Origin of the sequence: Massilia frigida (assembly GCF_011682175.1) — a bacterium.
GTDB classification, from domain to species: Bacteria; Pseudomonadota; Gammaproteobacteria; order Burkholderiales; family Burkholderiaceae_D; genus Telluria_A; species Telluria_A frigida.
Map to the genome: position 1 here is coordinate 221166 of NZ_WHJG01000004.1, position 21876 is coordinate 243041.

Here is a 21876-nt window from a genome sequence, read left to right on the forward strand (position 1 = left end):
GGCGCTGACGACAACCCCGGCGCATGCGAATGTGGCGGGGTTGTTTTGTGTTGGGGCGACCGCGAACGGCGCGGCAGGCGGCGCGAACCGCGACATCGCGTGGCGGCAAAGCGGAACAGATTGCACGAATAGCCTCAATTCCCGCCCACTTGCACGCAACTCCGTTACAAAAAATCGCATTCTGGACTACAAGAGAGTAAACTGCAGGATGCTTTCCCGTCGGGCTAGCTAGTCAAATTGTGAGTGTCCTATGTCTGAAACCCCTGTACTACTGTTTTCCGAACTCAACCTGAGCGCCCAAGTGCTGAAGGTCATGAAAGAGGTCGGTTACGAAACGCCGTCGCCGATCCAGGCTGCCACCATCCCGCTGCTCCTGGCCAATCGCGACGTGCTGGGGCAGGCCCAGACCGGAACCGGCAAGACCGCGGCCTTCGCGCTGCCGATCCTGTCGCGCATCGACATCAAGCAGCAGTCGCCGCAGGCGCTGGTGTTAGCTCCTACCCGCGAACTGGCGATCCAGGTCGCCGAAGCATTCCAGAAGTACGCAACCCATATTAAAGATTTCCACGTCCTGCCGATCTACGGCGGCCAGAGCTACGGTCCGCAGCTGCAGGCATTGCGCCGCGGCGTGCACGTGATCGTCGGCACCCCGGGCCGCGTGATCGACCACCTGGAAAAAGGTTCGCTCGACCTGTCCAAGCTCAAAACGCTGGTACTCGACGAAGCCGACGAGATGCTGCGCATGGGCTTTATCGACGACGTCGAACAGATCCTGCAAAAAACCCCTGAATCGCGCCAGACCGCGCTGTTCTCGGCCACCATGCCGTCCGCGATCAAGCGCATCGCCAAGACCTACCTGCGCGATCCGGCTGAAGTCACGGTCGCCGCCAAGACCGGCACCGCCGACAATATCCGCCAGCGTTACTGGATGGTGAGCGGCATGCAGAAGCTCGAAGCGCTGACCCGCATCCTGGAAGCGGAACCGTTCGACGGCATGATCATCTTCGCGCGCACCAAGCTCGGTACCGAAGAACTGGCGACCAAGCTGCAGGCACGCGGCTTCGCGGCTACGGCGATCAACGGCGACATGCAGCAAACGCAGCGCGAGCGCACCATCGAACAGCTCAAGAACGGCAAGATCGACATCCTGGTCGCCACCGACGTCGCCGCGCGCGGCCTGGACGTGGAACGCATCAGCCACGTGATCAACTACGACGTGCCGTCGGACCCGGAAAGCTACACCCACCGCATCGGCCGTACCGGCCGCGCGGGCCGTAGCGGCGAAGCGATCCTGTTCATCACCCCGCGCGAGCAGGGTTTGCTCAAGGCGATCGAACGCGCCACGCGCCAGCCGGTTGCGCCGCTGACGCTGCCGACCGTGAAAGCGGTCAACGACGTGCGTATCGCCAAATTCAAGGACCAGATCACCGAAATGCTGGCGGCCGGCGGACTCGATGTATTCCGTTCGCTGATCGAAGAATATGAGCGCGAGCAGAACGTGCCCGCCGTCGAAATCGCAGCGGCGCTGGCCAAGCTGGCGCGCGGCGACATTCCGCTGCTGCTGGAAAAACCGAACCGCGACGCCAAGAGCGCGCCATCGTGGCAGGAAAACACCCCGGCCGCGCGCGCACCGCGTTCCGACGCGCCAATGCGCAGCGACCGCGGCGACCGTGGCGATGCACCAGCCTTCAAGCGCGAGCGCGTATCGCGTCCGTCGGAAGAGGGCATGGGCACCTTCCGGATCGAAGTCGGTCATGCGCACGGCGTCAAGCCGGGCAACATCGTCGGCGCGATCGCCAACGAAGCGAACATCGAGTCCAAGTTCATCGGCCGCATCGAGATCTACGACGACTACAGCACGCTCGACCTGCCGATCGACATGCCGGCGGACCTGATCGACCACCTCAAGGGTGTGTGGGTCGCGGGCCAGCAGCTCAACATCACGCGTGATGGCGAAGCGCCGGCAGTCAAGAAGGCGGCTCCGAAAAAAGCGGGCGACCGTCGTTTTGAAGAGAAGAAGCTCGGACCTAAAAAACCGTACGACGCGGCCACCAAGGCCAAGAAGGAAGCACGCAAGCTGGCCAAGCCGGAGTAAAGCGGCGGGCAGGTGAAAAAAAGGGCAGCTTCGGCTGCCCTTTTTGCTTAGGTGTTCCTGCACAAGCGCGCTGGGGATAATCCGGCCAGGCCCATCGTCAAACCCTGCGCTAGCTCTGCAGAGCTGAACCGCCGTTGACGCGTTCACCAGTGCGTGTTGCGAGGATAAACGGCTCCCATCCGCCTGGCGGGTCCCACTCCCCGCTGCCTTTGATATGCGTCCCGGTGGCGCTGTGCACCATCACTGCGTCAATGGCGAGCTGGGTGGTTTTCCATAGAAGCGCACCGTCAGAACCGAATGCGAACAGCTCGGACGCGGAACTTGCGAGTACGCAGAAATCCTCGCCGGACGTTTCCAATTCCTCGGCATCGAAGAATTCGCAAAAATATCCATCCATCTGGTACATCACGACGTCCTCTGTCACGCAATCGACGATGAAAACGCGCGCTCCATAGCCGATATATGCTTTGGTACCGGCCAGTCGGATCGCCTGGAAGCAGGTGGCTTCGACAGCATCGGCCACATCAATTCGCAAGAGGCCGCCCGGGCTGGAGTCTACGGCGACGCACGTAGCGATCGCAGCGCCAGGTCGAGCGGCGCCTACCAGAAGGGATCTGGTAAAAGATACTCCCTCGTTTTCTCTTAAAAACCAAATCGCCATGTTTTTTTGCTCATGAATTCTTGCAATCAAATTTGGCCGGAGTTCGATTCTACCGGTGCTATCTTGCCGGTCAGCGAGGGCCGGGTTGGCATCAGTGTACAGGACCGGGCATCGCAGGCTGGGTAGCTGGCGCCTCGTCCTTCACCAGGCACCACAGGGCCGCAGAGATGGCCAGCGAAGTGCCGCAGATGACATACAAGATGCTCTGGTCGGCCACGCGTTTGAGCACGAAGCCCACACCGGTGGACATCAGCTGCGGCAGCACCACCGACAGATTGAAGACGCCCATGAAAAAGCCCATGCGGCTCTTGTCCACCTTGTCGCTCATGATCGCGAACGGCAGGCTGACGATGGCGCTCCAGCCGATGCCGACCACCGCCATCAGCGCGTACAGCATCATCGGCGTGCGTGCCATGGTGGCGATCAAAAAGTACCCGAGCGCCATGATGGCGATGCAGCCCGCTTGCGTATGGACGCGCCCGATCCTGCGCGCCAGCGGCGCCAGCACCAGCGCCGGCAGCAGGAAGCCGACCGTATTGAGCACGGCAAAAGCGTAGGCGATCACCTGGCCGCTCATGGCGTTCGCCGCCTTGGTGTCCAGCCCCACCGGTACCAGCTGCTGCTGGATAAAGCCGTAGGTGTAGACGAACATCGCCTGCACCCCGAGCCACGCAAAGCCGTGCGCGATGTAGATGCGCCACAGCTGGCCCCAATCGGCTTTGGTGGCGGCCGCCGTCTCATTCTTTTTCACCAGCTCGCGTTCTTCCTTGATGAAGAACATCGGCACCACCGAGAATACGAACACGATGCCGGCGCCGACCGAAATGAGCACGTCGTTGCCGAGGGTCGCGCCGATGATGTACGCCGCCACCCCGAAGAAGCCCGAGATGGTCTGCATCCACGTGTAGCCGCGTGTGCGCGTTTCCCCTTCCGGGGTGAGGTCGGCGATGATCGAGCGGGTCGGGTTGAAGCTGATGTTGATCGACAGGTCCAGGGTCAGCGCAATGATCACCGCCACGATGACGATATTCTTGATGCCCAGGAGCTGGCTGACCACATCGATGCGCGGCAGCAGGAACACCATCAGCGCGGCCAGTGTGCCGCCGATCAGGATGAAGGGCCGGCGCCGCCCGCCCCAGAACCAGGCATCGTCGCTGATCAAGCCGATGATCACCTGGCCGAAGATGCCTGCCAGCGGTCCGGCCGCCCAGACGATGCCGATCTGGTGAATTTCGAGGTTGAAGCGCGTACTCAGGATCCAGCTCAGCGCCGAAATCTGGATACACAGCGCGAAACCCATCGCCGTCGCGGGAAGGCTCAGGGTCGCGTAAAAAAGGTGATTCAGGCGCTTCTGCATGTCCAGCATCGTGTCCCCATCTTGTCTGTTATTTGACTACAAAATTCGCGATTTCGTCTGCCTTATTGCGGCGATTTTACTATGGAACTGTTTAGATTGACACTTAGAAATCGACATGTTATTTTCCTACAAATATAATGCGTGGCAAAACGCTTGGAGATTCCCGATGCAGATGCAATTCCCGGTAATAAAACCACGCCTGAGTTTCTGGCAGTTGTGGAACATGAGCTTCGGCTTCTTCGGCATCCAGTTCGGTTTTGCGCTGCAAAACGCCAACACCAGCCGCATCTTCTCGACCCTGGGCGCGAATGCGGACCAGCTGCCGCTGTTCTGGCTCGCCGCGCCGGTCACCGGGCTGCTGGTGCAGCCGGTCATCGGCTACCTGAGCGACAATACCTGGCATCCGTTCTGGGGCCGGCGCCGTCCCTTCTTCTTCCTCGGCGCGTTCCTGGCGACCGTCGCCATGTTCCTGATGCCCAATTCCACCTCGCTGTGGATGGCCGTATTCGTGCTGTGGATGCTGGACGCGTCGATCAACGTGTCGATGGAACCGTTCCGCGCGTTCGTCGGCGACAAGCTGCATCCCACCCAGCAGACCTCGGGCTTCGCGATGCAGACCTTCTTCATCGGCTGCGGCTCGGTGATCGCCTCGCTGCTGCCGACCATGTTCACCGATTGGTTCGACGTCAGCAATGTGCCGGTGGGCGGCGGCATTCCGGATACGGTGCGCTACTCGTTCTATGCCGGCGGCCTGGCCTTTATCGGTGCAGTGTCGTGGACCGTCATCACCACGCGCGAGACGCCACCCGAAGACATGAAGGCGTTCCGCGCCGACGTGGAAAAGCGCAAGGGCACCTTGACCGCCCTGCGCGAAATCCTTGGCGGCTTCACCACCATGCCGCGCACGATGGTGCAACTGGCGAGCGTGAGCTTCTTCTCGTGGCTGGCGCTGTTTACGATGTGGGTCAACACCACGCCGGCCATTGCCGAAAACGTCTTCGGCACGGTCGACGCGCAGTCGGCCGCATTCCAGAGCGCCGGCAACTGGGTCGGCGTGATGTTCGCCGTGTATAACGGCGTGTCGGCGCTCGCCGCCTTCATCCTTCCCGTGATCGCGCGCCGCACCAACCGCAAGATGACGCACCTGGCCTGCCTGGTCATCGGCGGCATCAGCCTGGCCAGTATTTTCTTCATCACCCAAAAAGAGATGCTGCTCATTCCGATGGTCGGCGTCGGCATCGCGTGGGCCAGCATCCTCACCGTGCCGTATGCGATCCTGGCGGGCGCGCTGCCGCCGCAGCGCATGGGTTTCTACATGGGCGTCTTCAATTTCTTCGTCGTGATCCCGCAGATCGTTGGCGGCATGGTTCTCGGCCCGATCAGCGTGGCCCTGCTGGGCGGGCGTCCGGTGGCGACCTTGCTGCTGGCCGGTGCATGCATGGCCATCGGCGGGCTGCTGACCGTATTCGTGGCCGACAAGGGCGAGCAGACCTAACGCGGCGTCAGAATTTTTCCACCTGTCGTATCGTATTGTTAACAGACAGGAGTAAAAATGACCATCCACACAGTAAACACCACGCCGTTCGCCGGACAACGCCCCGGTACTTCCGGCTTGCGCAAGAAGGTAAGCGAGTTCCGGCAACCCGCTTACCTCGAAAACTTCGTGCAGTCGATCTTCAACACGCTCGGCGACTGCGCCGGCCAGACCCTGGTCCTCGGCGGCGACGGGCGCTACTTCAACCGCCACGCGATCCAGGTCATCCTGCGCATGGCGGCGGCGCACGGCTTCGCCAAAGTGCTGGTGGGGCAGGGCGGCATCCTGTCCACGCCGGCCCTGAGCTGCGTGGTGAGGAAGCGCGCCGCATCGGGCGGCATCGTGCTCTCGGCCAGCCACAATCCGGGCGGACCCGATGGCGATTTCGGCATCAAGTACAACATCGCGAACGGCGGTCCGGCGCCCGAAAAAATCACCGACGCCATTTACGGCCAGACCCAGGTCCTGGGCGAATACCGCATCAGCGACGCCGGCGACCTCGATCTCGATACGATCGGCAGCGCGCGCATCGAGCAAATGGCTGTCGAAGTCATCGACCCGGTGGCCGACTACGCGGCGCTGATGGCCGATCTGTTCGATTTCGCCGCCATCAAGGCGCTGTTCGCGGGCGGCTTCACGATGCGCTTCGACGGCATGCACGCCGTCTCCGGACCGTATGCGCACGCGATCCTGGAAGGCTTGCTCGGCGCGCCGCGCGGCACCGTCATCAACGGCACACCGCTGGAAGACTTCGGCGGCCACCATCCCGATCCGAATCCCGTCAACGCGGCCGAACTGGTGGCGCTGATGTCCGCGCCCGGCGCACCGGACTTCGGCGCCGCATCGGATGGCGATGCCGACCGCAACATGATCGTCGGGCGCGGCATCGCCGTGACGCCGTCCGACAGCCTGGCCATCATCGCCGCCAATGCCGCGGTTGCCCCGGGCTACCGCGGCGGCATCAAGGGCATCGCCCGCTCCATGCCCACCTCCACCGCGCCGGACCGGGTGGCGCAAGCACTCCAGGTGCCGTGCTACGAAACCCCGACCGGCTGGAAGTACTTCGGCAACCTGATGGACGCCGGCATGGTGACCCTGTGCGGCGAAGAGAGCTACGGAACCGGCTCGGACCATATCCGCGAAAAGGATGGCTTGTGGGCCGTGCTGTTCTGGCTTAACCTGCTGGCGGCAAGCGGCAAATCCGTCGACACGCTGGTGCGCGAGCACTGGGCGCGATTCGGCCGTAACTACTACTCGCGCCACGACTACGAAGCGGTTGAGGCAAAGGCGGCGGAAGGCTTGATGACGCACCTGCGCGAGCAGCTGCCGGCGCTGGCGGGCCAGGTCATCGACGGCTACACTGTTGATTTCGCCGATGATTTTGTTTACAAGGACCCGGTCGACGGCAGCATCGCCAGCAAGCAGGGCGTGCGCATCGTGATGAACGATGGCTCGCGCATCGTGTTCCGCCTGTCCGGCACCGGAACCGAAGGCGCCACCATCCGTCTTTACCTCGAACGCTACGAGCGCGACGTGGCCATGCACGGCATCCCGGCGCAGGAAGCGCTGGCCGCGCTGGCGGCGATTGCCGACCGGCTGGCCGGCCTGCACCAGCGTACGGGGCGCGAGCGGCCGACGGTCACCACCTGACAAACCACTTTAACCTTTAGCCAACAGGGAATACATGAAATTTTCCGCACTTGCAGTCTCACTGGCGCTCACTTTCGGCGCCGCCCACGTCAACGCCGCGCCGCCGGTGGCGCGCACCCCGTTTGTGTGGGAAAACGCGACTGTGTATTTCCTGTTGACGGACCGCTTCAACAACGGCGACAAAACCAACGACCTGGCGTACGGACGCAAGGCCGATGCCGCGCCGCTGCGCGGTTACATGGGCGGCGACCTGGCCGGCGTAACCGCGAAAATCAAGGAAGGCTACTTCAAGGAGCTGGGTGTCGATGCGATCTGGATCACGCCGCCGGTTGAGCAGGTTCACGGCAGCACCGATGAAGGCAGCGGCAAATCCTACGGCTTTCACGGCTACTGGGCGCGCGACTTCACCAGCATCGACGCCAATCTCGGCACCGAAGCGGACCTGCAGGAACTGGTCGACACCGCGCACGCCAACGGCATCCGCGTGCTGCTCGACGTGGTGATGAACCATACCGGCCCGGTCACCGCGCTTGATCCGGTGTGGCCCAAGGAGTGGGTGCGCACCGCGCCGGTGTGCGCTTTCAAGGATGCGCGCACCACCATCGATTGCACGCTGGTGAAGAACCTGCCTGACTTCCGCACCGACGTCGACCGGCCCGTCGCGCTGCCGCCGGCGCTGGTGGCAAAGTGGAAGGAAGAAAAGCGCTACGAGCGCGAAGTGGCCTCGCTCGATGCCTTTTTCAAGGAAACCGGCTACCCGCGCGCCCCGCGCTACTACCTGATGAAATGGCACGCGGACTGGGTGCGTAAATATGGTTTCGACGGCTTCCGTGCCGACACCGCCAAGCACGTCGAGCCGCGCGTGTGGAAGGACCTGAAAAAGGTCGCCAGCAAGGCGTTCGAGGACTGGAAGCGCGACAACCCGGCCAAGCGCCTCGGCGACGGCAAGTTCTACATGACGGCCGAAGTCTATAACTACTCGCTGCGCCACGCGCACCAGTTCGACATGGGCGGCGAAACCTTCGTCGACTTCTACGACAATGGCTTCGATAGCCTGATCAATTTCAGCATGCCGTCCGACGCCAAAGGCGGCTACGACGCCATGTTCGGCCGCTACGCCGCGCTGCTGGCCGGACCGCTGCGCGGTTATTCTGTGCTCAATTATCTGAGTTCGCACGACGACGCGGCGCCGTTCGACCCGACGCGCACGCGTCCTTTCGATTCGGCGGTGAAGCTGCTGCTCTCGCCTGGCGCCGCGCAGATTTATTATGGCGACGAGACCGCGCGCCTGCTCACGCACGACGGTGCCAAGGGCGACGCGGTGCTGCGTTCCTTCATGAACTGGGATGAACTGGCCAACAACGCCCAGCGCGACGGCTACCGTATCGCCGACGTGCGCAAGCACTGGGGCCTGATCGGCCGCTTCCGCCAGGCGCATCCTGCGGTGGGCGCCGGCGAGCACCGCAAGCTGCAAGCGACCCCGTACATTTTTGCGCGCACCTACGAGAAGGACCGGGTCGTGGTGGCGCTCGATCTGCCGACCGACAAGTCGACGCCGGTCGTGGTGGGGCCGGTGTTCCGGGATGGCGAGTCGGTGACCGATTACTACTCGGGCAAGAAGGCCGTGGTGGCGGGGGGGAAGGTCGATTTCCACACCAAGAACGGGATCGTGCTGATCGCGAACTAAGCCGCTCGCCCGCGCCCAACCACCGTCGTTCCCGCCTGCGCGGGAACGACGGACCCAAGGGCAACGCCAAATCATCTGCTGTCGGATCTAGCCAGTTCTACATCCAGCGTGACCATGGCCCATTTCATACATTTCATACAATAGGGTATGCTACGCGCGAACTGCCCGAACCGTCCCAAGCGACTGCGATGACCAAAGAACACGATTCAGAACAAAAGTATAGCCGTACCGCTTATGCCGACGGCCCGCGCCTGCTGGCCGATATCGGCGCGACCCACGCGCGCTTTGCCCTCGAAACCGCGCCCGGCGTGCTGCGCGCGGTGCGTGTGCTCAAGTGCGACGACTTCCCCGGCATCGTCCCGCTGCTGCATACCTATCTCGCCGACCACGCCGGCATCCGCATCAACCACGCCGCCTTTGCCCTCGCCAACCCGATCAGCGGCGACATGATCCGCATGACCAACCGCGACTGGCAATTCTCGACCGATGAAGTGCGCCGCGAACTGGGCCTGAACACCCTGCTGATCGTGAACGATTTCACCGCCCTGGCGATGTCGCTGCCCGGCCTGTCGGGCGACGATCTGATGCAGGTTGGCGGCGGAACGCCCGCGACGAACGCCGTGATCGGCGTCGTCGGGCCGGGCACCGGCCTTGGCGTCTCCGGCATGATCCCGACGGTCGACGGCTTCGTCACCCTCGGCAGCGAAGGTGGCCACGTCAATTTCGCCCCGGCCGACGAGCGCGAATTCGCCATTTTGCAGTACGCATGGAACGAGTGGTCGCACGTCTCGAACGAGCGCCTCATTTCCGGCCCCGGGATGGAACTGATCTACCGCGCGCTGGCCCAGCGCAACGGTGTGCAGGCCGCGCCACGCACCTCGCCCGAGATTATCACCGGGGCCCTGGAAGACAACGACGCGCTCTGTCTCGAAGTGCTCGACTGCTTCTGCGGCATGCTTGGCGGCGCGGCCGCCAACCTGGCCGTCACGCTCGGCGCCTTCGGGGGCATCTTTATCGGCGGCGGCATCGTGCCGCGCATGGGCGAGTGGTTCGCCACGTCGGCCTTCCGCGCGCGCTTCGAGGCAAAGGGCCGCTTCAGCTCCTACCTTGGCCAGATCCCGACCTACGTCATCATGATTCCCAACCCGGCGTTCATCGGCGTGGCGACGATCCTGTCCGAACACCTGCGCGGGCGCAGCGGCGCCAATACGCTGATGGAGCGCGTGCAGCATTTGCAGCACGAACTGTCGCCCGCCGAACAGCGCGTGGCCGCGCTGGTGCTGGGACACCCGCGCAAGGTGCTGGGCGAGCCGATTGCGGAAATCGCGCGCCTGGCCGATGTCAGCCAGCCGACCGTGATCCGCTTCTGCCGCTCGCTGGGCTTTCTGGGCCTGGCCGACTTCAAGCTCAAGTTCGCCAGCAGCCTGACCGGCACCATCCCCGTGCGCCACAGCCAGGTGCGCGTATCCGACAGCACGCACGATCTGTCGGCCAAGGTGATCGACAATACCGTGTCGGCGATCCTGAAATTCCGCGACCAGCTCGACGTGGTGTCGATCGACCGCGCCATTGCGCTGCTGCGCAAGGCCAACCGGGTCGAGTTTTACGCCATGGGCAATTCGCGCGTGGTGGCGCTGGATGGCCAGCACAAATTCTTCCGTTTCCGTATTCCCACCTCGTCGTATGGCGACTCGCATTTATTCACGCTGGCGGCCGAACTGCTCAAGCCGGGCGACGTGGTGATCGCCATTTCCACCTCGGGCCAGTTGCCGGAGCTGCTGGCGGCCGTGGATGCGGCGCGCGCCACAGGCGCCGACGTCATTGCGATTACCAGCAGCAAATCGGCGCTGGCGAAACGGGCGACTATTTGTCTGGCGGTCGATCACAGCGAAGACAGCACCAGCTTCCTGTCGATGATCTCGCGGGTGCTGCAACTGCTGCTGATCGATATTCTGTCGGTCGGTATTTCGCTCGGCGCGCAAGGCGCCGATCCGGCCGATCACGAGAAAAAGCGCTCGCTCATCTCGCACCTCGATATCTGATCACTCCACGAACACGACGGCGGTGCGCGCGGGGATGGTAAAACGCCCGGTGGCGCTGTCGAAGGTGCTCGCCGCGGCGCGCTGGTCGGCCGCTGACGGTGCCGTATGCACCGGATGCAGGCGCAGGCGCCTGCCGCGCATCCCGGCTAGATCGAGCGTGTGCGCTACCTTGTCCACATTGATGAAGTACGCCACGTCCGTGAATCCGGCGCCGGCGTAGCCCGTGCCGTCGATGTGCGCCGCGATCACGGTGGGAACCTGTTTTGACCCGGTGTTGTGGAAGCGCAGGCGCTGGCCGATGTCCTGCGCGCTGCGCATCCGGAACAGCGTGGAGCTGGCGCGGATTGCCAAGAGGTCGCGAAAGGCGTCGCGCGCGAAGGCGATATCTGCCGGTGCGGGCTTGAGCGCGGCATTGGCCAGCAAGGGTTTGATCAGCGCGTAATCCCTGGCGTTGTCGTCGGCCGGCGGCGCACCGGTGCCGAAGTAATTGTCCTGGTAGCTCCAGTCGATGCGGTTGAACCAGTCGCCGGAATTGAAGCTGTTGCGGTCCATCGACTTCGAGCGCAAGGTGTCGATCCCGGCATGGAAGTAGGCCACGCCCTGGCTGAAAGCGTTGATCGCCGCGCCCAGCACCTGCACGCGCGCGCGCTCGGCGCTTGATGTGGCCAGCGGCAGCTTGAATACGTTCATGTCGTACAGGGTCTGGTTGTCGTGGTTTTCGACGTAGTTGACCGCTTCCCCGGGTTCGCTGGCGTATCCCGCTGGCTGGCCGTTGTAATCGATGGCCTCCAGGGCCAGGGTACTGTCCTTGTATGTCGTCATGGCGTAGCTGCGCACCGAACCGGCCAGCCCGACGCGCACCATGTCGGCCGCCTGCATCAGGTCCGTCAGCGGCCGTTCGCCGGCCAGCGCATTCGGGTCGTACACCAGGCCGTTGATGTAGCCCTGGCGCCGGATCATGTCCGCGCCGGCATCGGCCGCCGAACCGCCGCGTACATGGTCGCGCGCGCGGTCGCTGAAGGTGCCGATGCCGCTGCCGTTCAAGGACAGTTGCGACGCTTGCACGAAGCGCGCGCCGTCGGCCACCTCGCCGAAGTTCCAGCCTTCGCCGATCAGCTGCACATGCCGCCCCGCCGCCGCGTTCACGCGTGCTTGCAGCCGCTCCATCGCCGCGCGCGGCTGGTGGCCCATCAGGTCGAAACGGAACGAGTCGATCTTGTACTCGCGCGCCCACAAGGCGGCCGAATCGATCATGAGTTTGGCCATCATGCGGTTTTCGGTCGCGGTATTGTCGCAGCAGGTCGATTGCTCGACGCCGCCGGCCGCATTCAGTCTGTGATAGTAGCCGGGCACGATGCGGTCGAGGACCGATTTTTCCTTCTGGCCGGAGGCAAACGTATGGTTGTAGACCACATCCATGCCGACCCGCAGGCCGGCCCGGTGCAGGTTCATGACCATGCCGCGCAATTCGATGATGCGCGTGGCGGCGTCAAACGCATCGCTGGCGTAGCTGCCTTCCGGCGCGTTGTAGTGATACGGATCGTAGCCCCAGTTGAAGCAATCGGTCGCCGCTGTCTGCTTGATCAGTGCCTGCTGCGCTTCGCTGTCCGCCGCGCCGGTGGGAGCGGGCTGCGCGCAGCCGCGTTCCGGAATGCTGGCGATGTCGTACACCGGCAGCAGGTGAACGTCGGTCATGCCGGCGCTGGCCAGGGCGGCCAGGTGCCGCATGCCGTTCGACCGGCTGTGCGAAAAGGCGGCGTACTTGCCGCGCGCCGGCGCCGGCACGGTCGCGTCGTTGATCGAAAAATCGCGCACATGCAGCTCGTAGACGGCCATGTCCGTCTGCGCCTTGACTGTCGCCGGTGGCGCCGACTTGTCCCAGCCGGCCGGCTTGAGTCGCGGCGATGCCAGGTTGGCGATGTAGCTGCGTTGCGAGTCGGTGGTCAGGCTGACCGAATACGGGTCGGTCACCATGTTGCGTACCAGGCCCGTGCCATCGGCCACGACGTCAACCGCGTATTTGTAGTATTTGCCGGACAGGTCGCCTTGTCGCGTGGCGCTCCAGATACCGGTTGCGCGGTCGAACCGCATCGTATCGATCGCTTTCGCGCGTCCGCTGCCGCTGTCGTAGGTGCAGACGGACACCTGGCGCGCGGTCGGCGCCCACAGCTTGAAGGTGGTGCCCCGGCGCGCAGGGACTGCACCGAGATCGCTCGCCGATTCCGCAGCCGCGTACAGATCGTCGAGCGCGCCCGCCGCCTGTAGCCTGGTCGCCGCGCGCACTTTTCCGTCAGCGTCTTCCCGCACCAATACCAGCTGCTGCCGGTGCAGGCCGGGCAGGCGCGCCAGATCGGCTGCCGCCACGGCCAGCATCACGCCCTTGCCGACGTACTTGAAGCGCTGCGCCAGTGTGTCGCTGGAGGCGGCAAGTACCAAGGCGCCCGATGCGCCGCTGACCGTGCCGCCGCTTGGTGCCGCAATGGTCCCGTCGGGCGAGTGATAGAGTTTGAACCGGCCCGTATTTTCCATGCCAGGCCATTGCGCAAGGCGCCGGTCCAGCCAGACGGCGCGCGCATCGATACTGGCGGGCGATAGCCGCACGATGGTTTGAAAGGCGCCGCTGTCGCAGACCGCCGCCATCGGCGCGGCCGAAGCCGACGCGCTCGCGCCGGCGAGAACTGCTGCCCTGAAAAGTGAAAAGGTCATCTGGCGTCCGGTGTCGTCGTTGTGCATATTATCGCCTGCTATTTTTTGCCGGGTGCCAGCTGGTATTTTTTGAGCTTGTCGTACAGGGTTTTACGCGGCACGCCGAGTTGGTCGGCGGCGGTTGACACATTCCCGTCGACTGCGTCGAGCGCATTGGCGATCAGCTCGCGCTCATAGGCGTCGAGCTGCTGCGGCAGGCTCAAGGCGCCGCCCGGAGCGGCAGCGGCGTCTGGCGCCGGTGCCGCAACGATGCCAAGCACCAGCCGCTCGGCGAAGTTGCGCAGTTCGCGCACATTGCCCGGCCACTCGGCCGCCTGCCACTGGCTCATTTGCTGGCTGCTCCACTGCGGCACCGGCCGCCCGTAGCGTTGCGCCGCATCCTGCGTGAAGTGCGCCATCAGCGGCGCGATGTCGTCGCGCCGTTCGTTCAGTCGCGGCAGGTCGATCGTGGCCACCCCGATGCGATAGTACAGGTCTTCGCGGAAGCGGCCCTCCGCGCTCAGTTCCAGCAAGTCGGCCTTGCTGGCCGCGATGATGCGAAAGTTCACCGCGATCGCCTCGTTGCCGCCCAGGCGCTCCAGCCGGCGTTCCTGCAGCGCCCGCAGCAGCTTCACTTGCAGCGCCATCGGCATGCTCTCGATCTCGTCGAGGAACAGGGTGCCGCCGTTGGCGTATTCGAGCTTGCCGATGCGGCGTTTGTGGGCGCCCGTAAACGCGCCGGCCTCGTGCCCGAACATCTCGCTCTCGAACACCGATTCGGGCAGGGCGCCGCAATTGATCGCGACAAAATTGCCCTTGCGCGCGCTGGCCGCGTGGATCAGGCGCGCCACCACTTCCTTGCCGGTGCCGGTCTGGCCGTTGATCAGGATGTCCACGCCGGCCGGCGCGATATTGCGCACCAACACCTTGAGCCGTTCGATGGCGTCGGAGCGTCCCACCAGTTGCGGCGTATCCGGATGCAGCGCCCACGCCGTCTTGAGGTGGCGGTTTTCCAGCACCAGGCTGCGCCGCTCCTGCGCACGCCGCACCGCGTCGAGCAGGCGTTCGGCGCCGAACGGTTTTTCGATGAAGTCGTACGCGCCGGCGCGCATGGCGCCGACCGCCATCGCCACGTCGCCATGGCCGGTGACCATGATCATGGGCAGTTCCGCATCCAGCGCCACGACTTGCGCCAGCAGGTCGAGGCCGGAGCGCCCGGGCAGGCGCACATCGCTGACGATCACGCCATCAAACGCCGCGTCGAGCGCCGCCTGGGCTTCCTCCGCGCTGGCGAAGGCGCGCACGGTAAAGCCGCCCAGTTCCAGGGTCTGGGTGGTGGCCAGGCGCAGCGGCGCTTCGTCTTCCACCAGGATGGCTTGCATGGTTTTCATTCATTCCCCTTGTCCGGCAGCGGCAGGCGCACCTCGAATTGGGCGCCGCCGCCGGGGCGGTTGCTGCCTTCGAGGTGCCCGTTCATGGCTTGTACGATCGATGATGATATCGCGAGCCCGAGCCCGAGGCCCTTGCCCGATGGCTTGGTGGTAAAAAACGGTTCGAACAGGTGGGCGGCCACGCTGTCGGACATGCCCGCGCCGCTGTCGGCGATACGTACCACGGCGTAGCCATCCTGCTGCGCGAGCGTGACCGACACCTCGCGCACCGGCGCCTCGTCGACGGCATCGAGCGCATTGCGCAGCAGGTTGATGAACACCTGTTCGATGCGCACGGCGTCGCCGGTGATCAGCAGCGGCGCGGGCGGCGGCAGCGCCAGCGCCACGCCCAGGCGTTTGAATTCGCCCGCCAGCAAAAATGCCGAGGCGGCGAGCGACTGGGCGATATCGACTGTCGCCACGGCGTCGCTGCGCCGCGCAAAGCCCTTCAACTGGCCGATGATGGCGCCCATGCGCGCGCTGGCATCGCTGATGTGGGTCAGGTTGGCGCTGGCCTGCGCCTGCTGCCCGCGTTCGAGAAAGGTGCGCGCATTGTCGGCAAATGCGCGGATCGCGGCCAGCGGCTGGTTCAGTTCATGCGTTACGCCGGCCGCCATCTGCCCCAGCATCGCCAGCTTGCCCGCCTGGACCAGCTGGTCCTGGGTCGAGCGCAGTACATGTTCGGTTTGTTTCAGGGTGGCGTAGCGCGCTTCCAGGTCGTCGTTGGCCTGGCGCAGCAGCGCGGTGCGCTCGGCCAGTTTTACATCGAGTTCGCTCGCCGCACGCTGCAACGCGGCATTGGCGGCCTGGCGTTCTTCGAGCCGGCGGCGGCGCTGGTACAGGGCCCAGGCGCCAACGGTGGTGCTGGCCGCGACGAGCGCGGCGGCCAGCGCCCACAGGGCCGCCATGCGCCGCACCCGCCCCGGCGAAGGGAACAGCATCAGCTGCCACCCCAGGCGGCCCGTCGTGCGGGCGGCATGCGGCGCCGGCTTCCCGTCGATGGGCGTGATGGTGCGGCGCGCGTACTGGTCGGTGCTGGCCAGCTCGCGCTGGGTAGCGGCGCTCAAGGCGTGCAGGCTGCGGTACTTCCATTGCGGCCGGTTGGACAGGAACACCACGTCGGCACGGTCGGCCAGCACGATGGTGTCCTCGGCGCCGGCCCAGTTGCGTTCGAATTCGTCGAGGCTGATCTTGACCGCGACCACGCCGCTCACGGTGGCGCCAGTCATCACCGGCTGGGCGATGAAGTAACCGGGTTCGCTGGTGGTGCTGCCGATGCCGTAAAAGCGCCCGGCGCGCCCGGCCAGCGCCTCATGAAAATACGGACGGTAGCCGAAGTTCCTGCCCACGAAGGTGAGCGGCAGGTCCCAGTTGCTGGCGGCGAGCGTGTTGCCGTCGCGGTCCATCAGGTAAATGGCGCCCACCTTCGACTGGCGCTGTATCGCCTTCAGGCTGCGGTTGACCTGGTCGATGCGCGCGCGCTCGCCGGGATGGGCGAGCAGCGCGGCCACGTTCTCTTGCAGGCCGACGACGTAGGGCAGGGTCTCGAACTTGTCCAGCGCCGATTCCAGTTCGGGCGCCATCAGCTGCAACTGGCGCGCGCCGCGTGCGAGTTCGTCGGCCGCGCCCTGGCGCGCCGCCCACTGGTAGGCGGCCATGATCAGCCCCGCGCTGGCGAGCAGCGCGAGGAGCCAGGCGAGTTGTCGTTTTACGTGCATGGGCGGCCCACGGTGAGTGGCCTCGATTCTACTGCACGCGCACCCCTAGTCGACAGCGGCCATCCTTATTTCATCGTTGTGGTGGCGCTGCTGCTCTTCCATCACCAGTGCCCCCAGCTCGCGCTTGAGTTCATTGAAGGCTGCCGACGACGGGTCGCGCATGCGCGGCAGTTCGACGATGATGTCGCGCTTGACGGTGCCGGGCCGGTAGGTCATCACGATGATGCGGTCGGCCAGGTAGATCGCCTCTTCGATGCTGTGGGTGACGAACACGATGGTCTTTTTCAGGTCGGCCCAGATGCGCAGCAGCTCGTCCTGCAGGTTGCGCCGGGTGAGGGCGTCGAGCGCGCCGAACGGTTCGTCCATCAGCATGATGGGCGAGTCGAGCGCCAGCACGCGTGCAATCGCCACGCGCTGGCGCATGCCGCCCGACAGGTCCTTGGGAAAGCGCTGCCGGAATTCCGACAGCGACAGCATCTCCAGCAGGGCGCCGACGCGCTTGTCGATCTCTGCCGCTTGCATGCCCTTGATGCCGAGGCCGAAGCCGATATTCTTCTCGACCGTCATCCAGGGGAACAGGGCGTATTCCTGGAACACCATGCCCCGGTCCGGCCCGGGGGCCGTGACGCGCGCGCCGTTGGCGTGGATCTCGCCGGTGGAAGGCAGCGAGAAGCCGGCGATGGCATTGAGCAGGGTCGACTTGCCGCAGCCCGATGGCCCCAGCAGGCAGACGAACTGGCCGTCCGGGATGTGCAGGTTGATGTCGCGCAGGGCGGTCACTTCGCGTTCGCCCGCGTTGAAGATCTTGCTGACGTTCGCAACGTCGATGTGGGAGGAAGTCATGTCAGGTCTCCAGGCCACGGTGCCAGCGCAGCAGATGGTTGTTCAGTTTATTCATGGCGATGTCGATGCCCAGGCCCAGAAGGCCGATGCTGATCATGCCGGCGACGATTTTGTCGGACCAGAAGTATTCGCGCGCTTCCAGGATGCGGAAGCCCAGCCCATTGTTCACGGCGATCATTTCGGAGACGATGACGACGATGAAGGCGGTACCGATCCCGATCCGCACGCCCGACAGGATGTACGGCACGGCGGCCGGCAGCATCACGCGCAGGAACATGGTGCTCTGGCTGGCGCCCAGGTTGCGCGCGGCGCGGATGTAGATGCTGTCGACCTGGCGCACCCCGGCGATGGTATTCATCAGCACCGGGAAAAACGCGCCGATGGCGATCAGGAACACGGCCGGCGCATTGCCAAGGCCGAACCACAGGATCGCCAGCGGAATGTAGGCGATCGGCGGAATCGGGCGCAGCACCTGCATCAGGGGATTGAGCCAGGCGTACATGGTGCGGCTCGATCCCATCGCCAGCCCGAGCGGCAGGGCCAGGCCGGCGCCGATGACGAAGCCGACCACCACGCGGTACATGCTGCCCATGGTGTCGATCAGCAGTTCGCCCGAAAACATCCACGCCAGGCGCGAACTGGTGGCCGGGTCGAACGCGGTCAACGGCAGCGCGTATTCGATCCACTTGAGCAGCACCGCCCACGGCGAGGGCAGCACCTGCGGGTTGATCACCCCCAGCATCGCCCCGGCCTGCCACAGGGCGACGATGACGACCGGTACGACGAATCCAACGGCGCTTTCGCGCCATGTAGCTTGGGTCATGAAGGCCTCCGCTTATTGGACGGACAGGGACTTCTTGGCCTGATCGAGCAGGTCGGTCTTGACCCAGTCCTTGGCGAGCGGCGGCGTGCGCATCTTGCCGGTGCCGGTCTTGGCCATCACGTCGGTGGTGGTCTGGATATGCTCGATGCTGACGTCGTAGGTGTAGGGCGAGTTGGCGATCGCGTCCTCGAAATCGTCCTTGGTGATCTGGTTCTTGAACATCGATTCGCGCACGTATTTTTCGCCGGCCGCCTTGTTATCGATGAACAGCTTGGTGGCCTGCACGAAGCAGCTCATGAACTTGGCCGCGGTGGCGCGGTTCTCCTTGTAGAATTTTTCGCTCATGACGAGCGTGCGTACCGGCTCGCCGATCGGGGTGTCGTAGGGTTTCATCACTTCCATGCCGAAGCCCTTGTTGATCGCTTGCGACGATTGCGGCTCGCTTTGCATGATCGCGTCCAGGTTCTTGCCGAGCAGCGCCTGGTTCAGGTCCGCGAACGCGAGGTAAATGACATGCACGTCCTTGCCGGCCGAATCGGACCAGGTGAGGCCATGCTTGGCCAGTTGCGCGTACAGCAGCACTTCGTGGATGCCGCCGCGCGTCACGCCGACCTTCTTGCCCTTGAGGTCCTTGACCGACTTGATGCCGCCGTCGGGGCGCGCGACCAGGCGCGCGCCACCTTTAGCGAAACCGGCCACGATGTAGATCGGCGCACCGTTGGCGCGGCCGGAAATGGCCGCCTCCGACGCGGTGGCGCCGACGTCGAGGTCTCCCGAGAGGATCGCCTGCATCACGTCGGGGCCTTTGGCGAACATGTTTTCTTCCACCTTGATGCCGCACTTGGGCGCGATCTCCTTGATGTACGAGACGGCGCCGTAGTGGGCGAATTTGAGGTTGCCGAGCCTGACGACATTGTCGGCCGCCTGGGCGGACGCGGACAGGGCCGCCGCTGCCAGGATCAGGTGCTGGATGGTTTTCATTTTTCATCTCCGTTATGGTTTAGCTACACCATGCCTGTTGCATCTTCCGTGCCAGCGCTGCGGGCGCTGTCCGCAGGGGCGCAGGGGCAAGGAGACGGGCGAAAACTGGCGGAAATCCGGAATGGGGACGATGCGGCGTGCGGAAAACCGCGAACAGGGCCGGGCGCCACGGCTGCGGCGCCCGGGAGGGGTACTTACTTGTAGATGCCGCAGTTGATGATCAGGTCTTCGTATTTTTCGAAGTACATCGATTTCGGTTCGATCTGTTTGGTGACCGGATTGACAAACTTGTAGTCCTGCCAGCCTTTGCCCTTGGCCTTGACCAGGTCGAGGCGCTCGCGCATGAAGGGTTTGCCGTCCGCGTCCTTGAGGTCGATCAAGTCCTTGCCCTGCATCTTGGCGTTGGCGCCATGGGCCAGGTTTTTCATGGTCATGTCGTTGATGGTCACGTACAGGTCGCGGTCGCGAAAGCGGGTGTTTTGCAGGTCGTTGATTTCGGCGATGGTCTTTTCGCGCCCATTCGCTTTCATATAGGCGATCACCTTCTGCACCAGTGCCTTGGCTTCCTCGGCTGTGCCATGGTCGCTGGCGGCGGCGCCGCTGCTGGTGCAAAACACGGCGGCGCAGCACATGAACGCTATCTGGAACAATTTACGCATGATGATCCCCTTATCGTTGTAGGGGCGGGGAAGCAGGCTGCTTTCCCGCCTTTGGCACGGCCAGTTTTACGCCTTGGCCGGTGCGGCGTCGGAACGGTAGTTATCCATCATCTTGTAGCGCGTCGCATACCAGCCGAAGACGGCGGCGGCCACGAACGCAAAGCCGGCGAAGAAGTACATCTGGAAGGCGATGACGCTGAACCCGCTGGTGGCGATATGCGAGATCACCGCATCGTTCTTGATGCTGGCATTGACGATCAGTACCCACAGGCTGCCCACCGTGTTGGACAGGAACCAGAACGCCATGATCACGCCCTTCATCGATGGCGGCGACTGGCTGTACGCAAATTCGAGGCCGGTGGCCGACACCAGGACTTCGCCGAAGGTGAGCAGCGCGTAGGGCAGCACTTGCCACGCCATCGAGGTTGGCGTGCCGCCGTCCATCTGCACCTGCAGGGCGCCGATCACAATCCACGACAGCGCGGAGAACACGATCCCGGTCGTCATGCGGCGCAGTGGGGACGGTTGGATGCCCATCTTGCGCAGCGCCGGGTACAGCACCAGGTTATTGAACGGGATCAGGATCATCACCAGCAGTGGATTGAGCGCCTGCATCTGGGCCGGCACGAAGGTGAAGTCCTTGCCGAACAGGGTGAGGGTAGGGGCAATCATGGAGTTGGCCTGGACGATCCAGGTCGACGCCTTCTGGTCGAACAGCGAGTGGAACGGCGTCACCAGCGCAAACACAATCAGGATGCGCAGCACCGCGCGCACGCCGTCCACCGCCACATCCGAATGCAGGCCGCGCGCGCGTTCAAGCTGCATCGAGGTACCGATGCCGCCGAAGGCCAGCAGCAGCACCAGGGCGGTGCAGGCGGCGATCACGAAACCCCATTGCGGCGACATGGCCAGCGCTGCGACGGCGCCGGCCACGCCGAACATGGCCACCGCCAGTCCGCTGCGCGCCTGGCCCGGCTTGTGCGTCATGAGCGCGCTGCGCGCCACGCGGGTGAACGAGTCCGGGTCCGGCGGGGCGGGCGGAAGGTGGATGTATTTTTTGCGTCCCAGCCAGAACACGATGGTGGCGATGAACATCAGTACGCCGGGAATGCCGAAAGCGACAGCCGCGCCGTAATCGCGCAGGAAGATCGGCATCAGCAGCGAGGCGAAAAAGGAGCCGAAGTTGATCATCCAGTAGAACACGTCGTAGACGACTTTCGCCTTGTTCTTGTTGGTCTGGTCGAACTGGTCGCCCACAAACGACGAGATCAGGGGCTTGATGCCGCCCGAGCCGAGCGCGATCAGGAACAGGCCGAAGTAAAAGCCCTTGAGGCTATCTTCGAAGATGGCCAGGCAGGCATGGCCCGCGCAGTACACAAGACTGAGCCAGAAGATGGTGTCGTATTTGCCGAAGAAGCGGTCGGCCAGCCAGCCGCCCAGCAGCGGGAAAAAGTACACACCGATGACGAAGGTGTGGAACACGTGCTTGGCTTCGCCGGTGCGGTCGGCGACCGGCATGAACAGCAGCAGGGTGCTGATCAGGAAGGGGGTGAGGATGTTGCGCATCCCGTAAAAACTGAATCGTTCGCACCCCTCGGTGCCCACGATGTACGGAATCTGACGGGGCATCGGCCCGTTTCCGCTTTCTTTATCTTTATCCAACTGCGACATGGGTACTCCCACTATGTAAACAGATGGGATGCTAAGCCCA

Annotated in this window: 15 protein-coding genes; 5 read left to right on the top strand and 10 right to left on the bottom strand. The window is 64.1% G+C overall.

All coding sequences use genetic code 11. The features are described 5' to 3' along the window. Positions 1-250 precede the first annotated feature (250 nt). Complete coding sequence (locus F2P44_RS06265; protein WP_167085850.1) at positions 251-2095, top strand: DEAD/DEAH box helicase; 1845 nt, start codon at positions 251-253, stop codon at positions 2093-2095. Between the two features lie 109 nt (positions 2096-2204). Here the strand turns inward: F2P44_RS06265 and F2P44_RS06270 are convergent, their stop codons facing one another. Next, on the bottom strand, positions 2205-2756 hold the full coding sequence (locus tag F2P44_RS06270; protein WP_167085851.1) for a hypothetical protein: 552 nt from the start codon (positions 2754-2756) through the stop codon (positions 2205-2207). Between the two features lie 91 nt (positions 2757-2847). Continuing rightward, positions 2848-4122: an MFS transporter gene (locus F2P44_RS06275; RefSeq protein ID WP_167085852.1), complete on the bottom strand. Its 1275-nt coding sequence runs from the start codon at positions 4120-4122 to the stop codon at positions 2848-2850. A gap of 157 nt (positions 4123-4279) precedes the next feature. Here F2P44_RS06275 and F2P44_RS06280 point away from each other — a divergent pair, with 157 nt between their 5' ends. From F2P44_RS06280 to F2P44_RS06295, 4 genes are all read left to right on the top strand, one after another. Continuing rightward, positions 4280-5608 (top strand): MFS transporter, encoded by a 1329-nt coding sequence (locus tag F2P44_RS06280; RefSeq protein WP_167085853.1) that lies wholly within the window; start codon positions 4280-4282, stop codon positions 5606-5608. A 57-nt stretch (positions 5609-5665) separates the two neighbouring features. Next, positions 5666-7297 carry an alpha-D-glucose phosphate-specific phosphoglucomutase gene (locus F2P44_RS06285; protein WP_167085854.1) on the top strand — a complete coding sequence of 544 codons (1632 nt, stop codon included), beginning with the start codon at positions 5666-5668 and terminating at the stop codon, positions 7295-7297. Positions 7298-7331: 34 nt separating this feature from the next. Continuing rightward, entirely contained in the window at positions 7332-8984 is a 1653-nt protein-coding gene (locus tag F2P44_RS06290; protein ID WP_167085855.1) for an alpha-amylase family glycosyl hydrolase, read from the top strand. Between the two features lie 188 nt (positions 8985-9172). Further along, positions 9173-11026 (top strand): glucokinase, encoded by a 1854-nt coding sequence (locus F2P44_RS06295; RefSeq protein ID WP_167085856.1) that lies wholly within the window; start codon positions 9173-9175, stop codon positions 11024-11026. Here the strand turns inward: F2P44_RS06295 and F2P44_RS06300 are convergent, their stop codons facing one another. The 8 genes from F2P44_RS06300 to F2P44_RS06335 all read right to left on the bottom strand — a co-directional run bounded on the left by F2P44_RS06300 (position 11027) and on the right by F2P44_RS06335 (position 21794). Then, on the bottom strand, positions 11027-13759 hold the full coding sequence (locus F2P44_RS06300) for an alpha-1,6-glucosidase domain-containing protein (RefSeq protein WP_229423414.1): 2733 nt from the start codon (positions 13757-13759) through the stop codon (positions 11027-11029). 11 nt (positions 13760-13770) lie between these two features. Further along, a complete protein-coding gene (locus tag F2P44_RS06305) occupies positions 13771-15102 on the bottom strand; it encodes a sigma-54-dependent transcriptional regulator (RefSeq protein ID WP_370662639.1) in 1332 nt (443 codons plus the stop codon). After that, the gene (locus F2P44_RS06310) at positions 15099-16859 is read right to left on the bottom strand and encodes a sensor histidine kinase (RefSeq protein WP_167085857.1); all 1761 of its coding nucleotides are present in this window, start codon (positions 16857-16859) and stop codon (positions 15099-15101) included. Before F2P44_RS06310 ends, F2P44_RS06305 begins: the two co-directional genes overlap by 4 nt. A gap of 45 nt (positions 16860-16904) precedes the next feature. Then, positions 16905-17702: an ABC transporter ATP-binding protein gene (locus tag F2P44_RS06315; RefSeq protein ID WP_167085858.1), complete on the bottom strand. Its 798-nt coding sequence runs from the start codon at positions 17700-17702 to the stop codon at positions 16905-16907. Between the two features lies 1 nt (position 17703). Continuing rightward, positions 17704-18525 carry an ABC transporter permease gene (locus tag F2P44_RS06320; RefSeq protein WP_167085859.1) on the bottom strand — a complete coding sequence of 274 codons (822 nt, stop codon included), beginning with the start codon at positions 18523-18525 and terminating at the stop codon, positions 17704-17706. 12 nt (positions 18526-18537) lie between these two features. Then, complete coding sequence (locus F2P44_RS06325; protein WP_167085860.1) at positions 18538-19506, bottom strand: ABC transporter substrate-binding protein; 969 nt, start codon at positions 19504-19506, stop codon at positions 18538-18540. Between the two features lie 194 nt (positions 19507-19700). Then, positions 19701-20165 (bottom strand): cache domain-containing protein, encoded by a 465-nt coding sequence (locus F2P44_RS06330; protein WP_167085861.1) that lies wholly within the window; start codon positions 20163-20165, stop codon positions 19701-19703. Positions 20166-20231: 66 nt separating this feature from the next. Next, positions 20232-21794 (bottom strand): POT-type proton-dependent oligopeptide transporter, encoded by a 1563-nt coding sequence (locus tag F2P44_RS06335; RefSeq protein ID WP_167085862.1) that lies wholly within the window; start codon positions 21792-21794, stop codon positions 20232-20234. Between the last annotated feature and the right edge of the window lie 82 nt (positions 21795-21876).

Excerpts from the sequence above, each read along its gene's own strand:
- F2P44_RS06280 (WP_167085853.1), top strand. The coding sequence starts at position 4,280 with ATGCAGATGCAATTCCCGGTAATAAAACCACGCCTGAGTTTCTGGCAG.
- F2P44_RS06300 (WP_229423414.1), bottom strand. The coding sequence starts at position 13,759 with ATGCACAACGACGACACCGGACGCCAGATGACCTTTTCACTTTTCAGG.
- F2P44_RS06335 (WP_167085862.1), bottom strand. The coding sequence starts at position 21,794 with ATGCCCCGTCAGATTCCGTACATCGTGGGCACCGAGGGGTGCGAACGA.
- F2P44_RS06265 (WP_167085850.1), top strand. The coding sequence starts at position 251 with ATGTCTGAAACCCCTGTACTACTGTTTTCCGAACTCAACCTGAGCGCC.
- F2P44_RS06310 (WP_167085857.1), bottom strand. The coding sequence starts at position 16,859 with ATGCACGTAAAACGACAACTCGCCTGGCTCCTCGCGCTGCTCGCCAGC.
- F2P44_RS06295 (WP_167085856.1), top strand. The coding sequence starts at position 9,173 with ATGACCAAAGAACACGATTCAGAACAAAAGTATAGCCGTACCGCTTAT.
- F2P44_RS06285 (WP_167085854.1), top strand. The coding sequence starts at position 5,666 with ATGACCATCCACACAGTAAACACCACGCCGTTCGCCGGACAACGCCCC.
- F2P44_RS06290 (WP_167085855.1), top strand. The coding sequence starts at position 7,332 with ATGAAATTTTCCGCACTTGCAGTCTCACTGGCGCTCACTTTCGGCGCC.
- F2P44_RS06315 (WP_167085858.1), bottom strand. The coding sequence starts at position 17,702 with ATGACTTCCTCCCACATCGACGTTGCGAACGTCAGCAAGATCTTCAAC.
- F2P44_RS06270 (WP_167085851.1), bottom strand. The coding sequence starts at position 2,756 with ATGGCGATTTGGTTTTTAAGAGAAAACGAGGGAGTATCTTTTACCAGA.
- F2P44_RS06305 (WP_370662639.1), bottom strand. The coding sequence starts at position 15,102 with ATGAAAACCATGCAAGCCATCCTGGTGGAAGACGAAGCGCCGCTGCGC.
- F2P44_RS06320 (WP_167085859.1), bottom strand. The coding sequence starts at position 18,525 with ATGACCCAAGCTACATGGCGCGAAAGCGCCGTTGGATTCGTCGTACCG.
- F2P44_RS06325 (WP_167085860.1), bottom strand. The coding sequence starts at position 19,506 with ATGAAAACCATCCAGCACCTGATCCTGGCAGCGGCGGCCCTGTCCGCG.
- F2P44_RS06330 (WP_167085861.1), bottom strand. The coding sequence starts at position 20,165 with ATGCGTAAATTGTTCCAGATAGCGTTCATGTGCTGCGCCGCCGTGTTT.
- F2P44_RS06275 (WP_167085852.1), bottom strand. The coding sequence starts at position 4,122 with ATGCTGGACATGCAGAAGCGCCTGAATCACCTTTTTTACGCGACCCTG.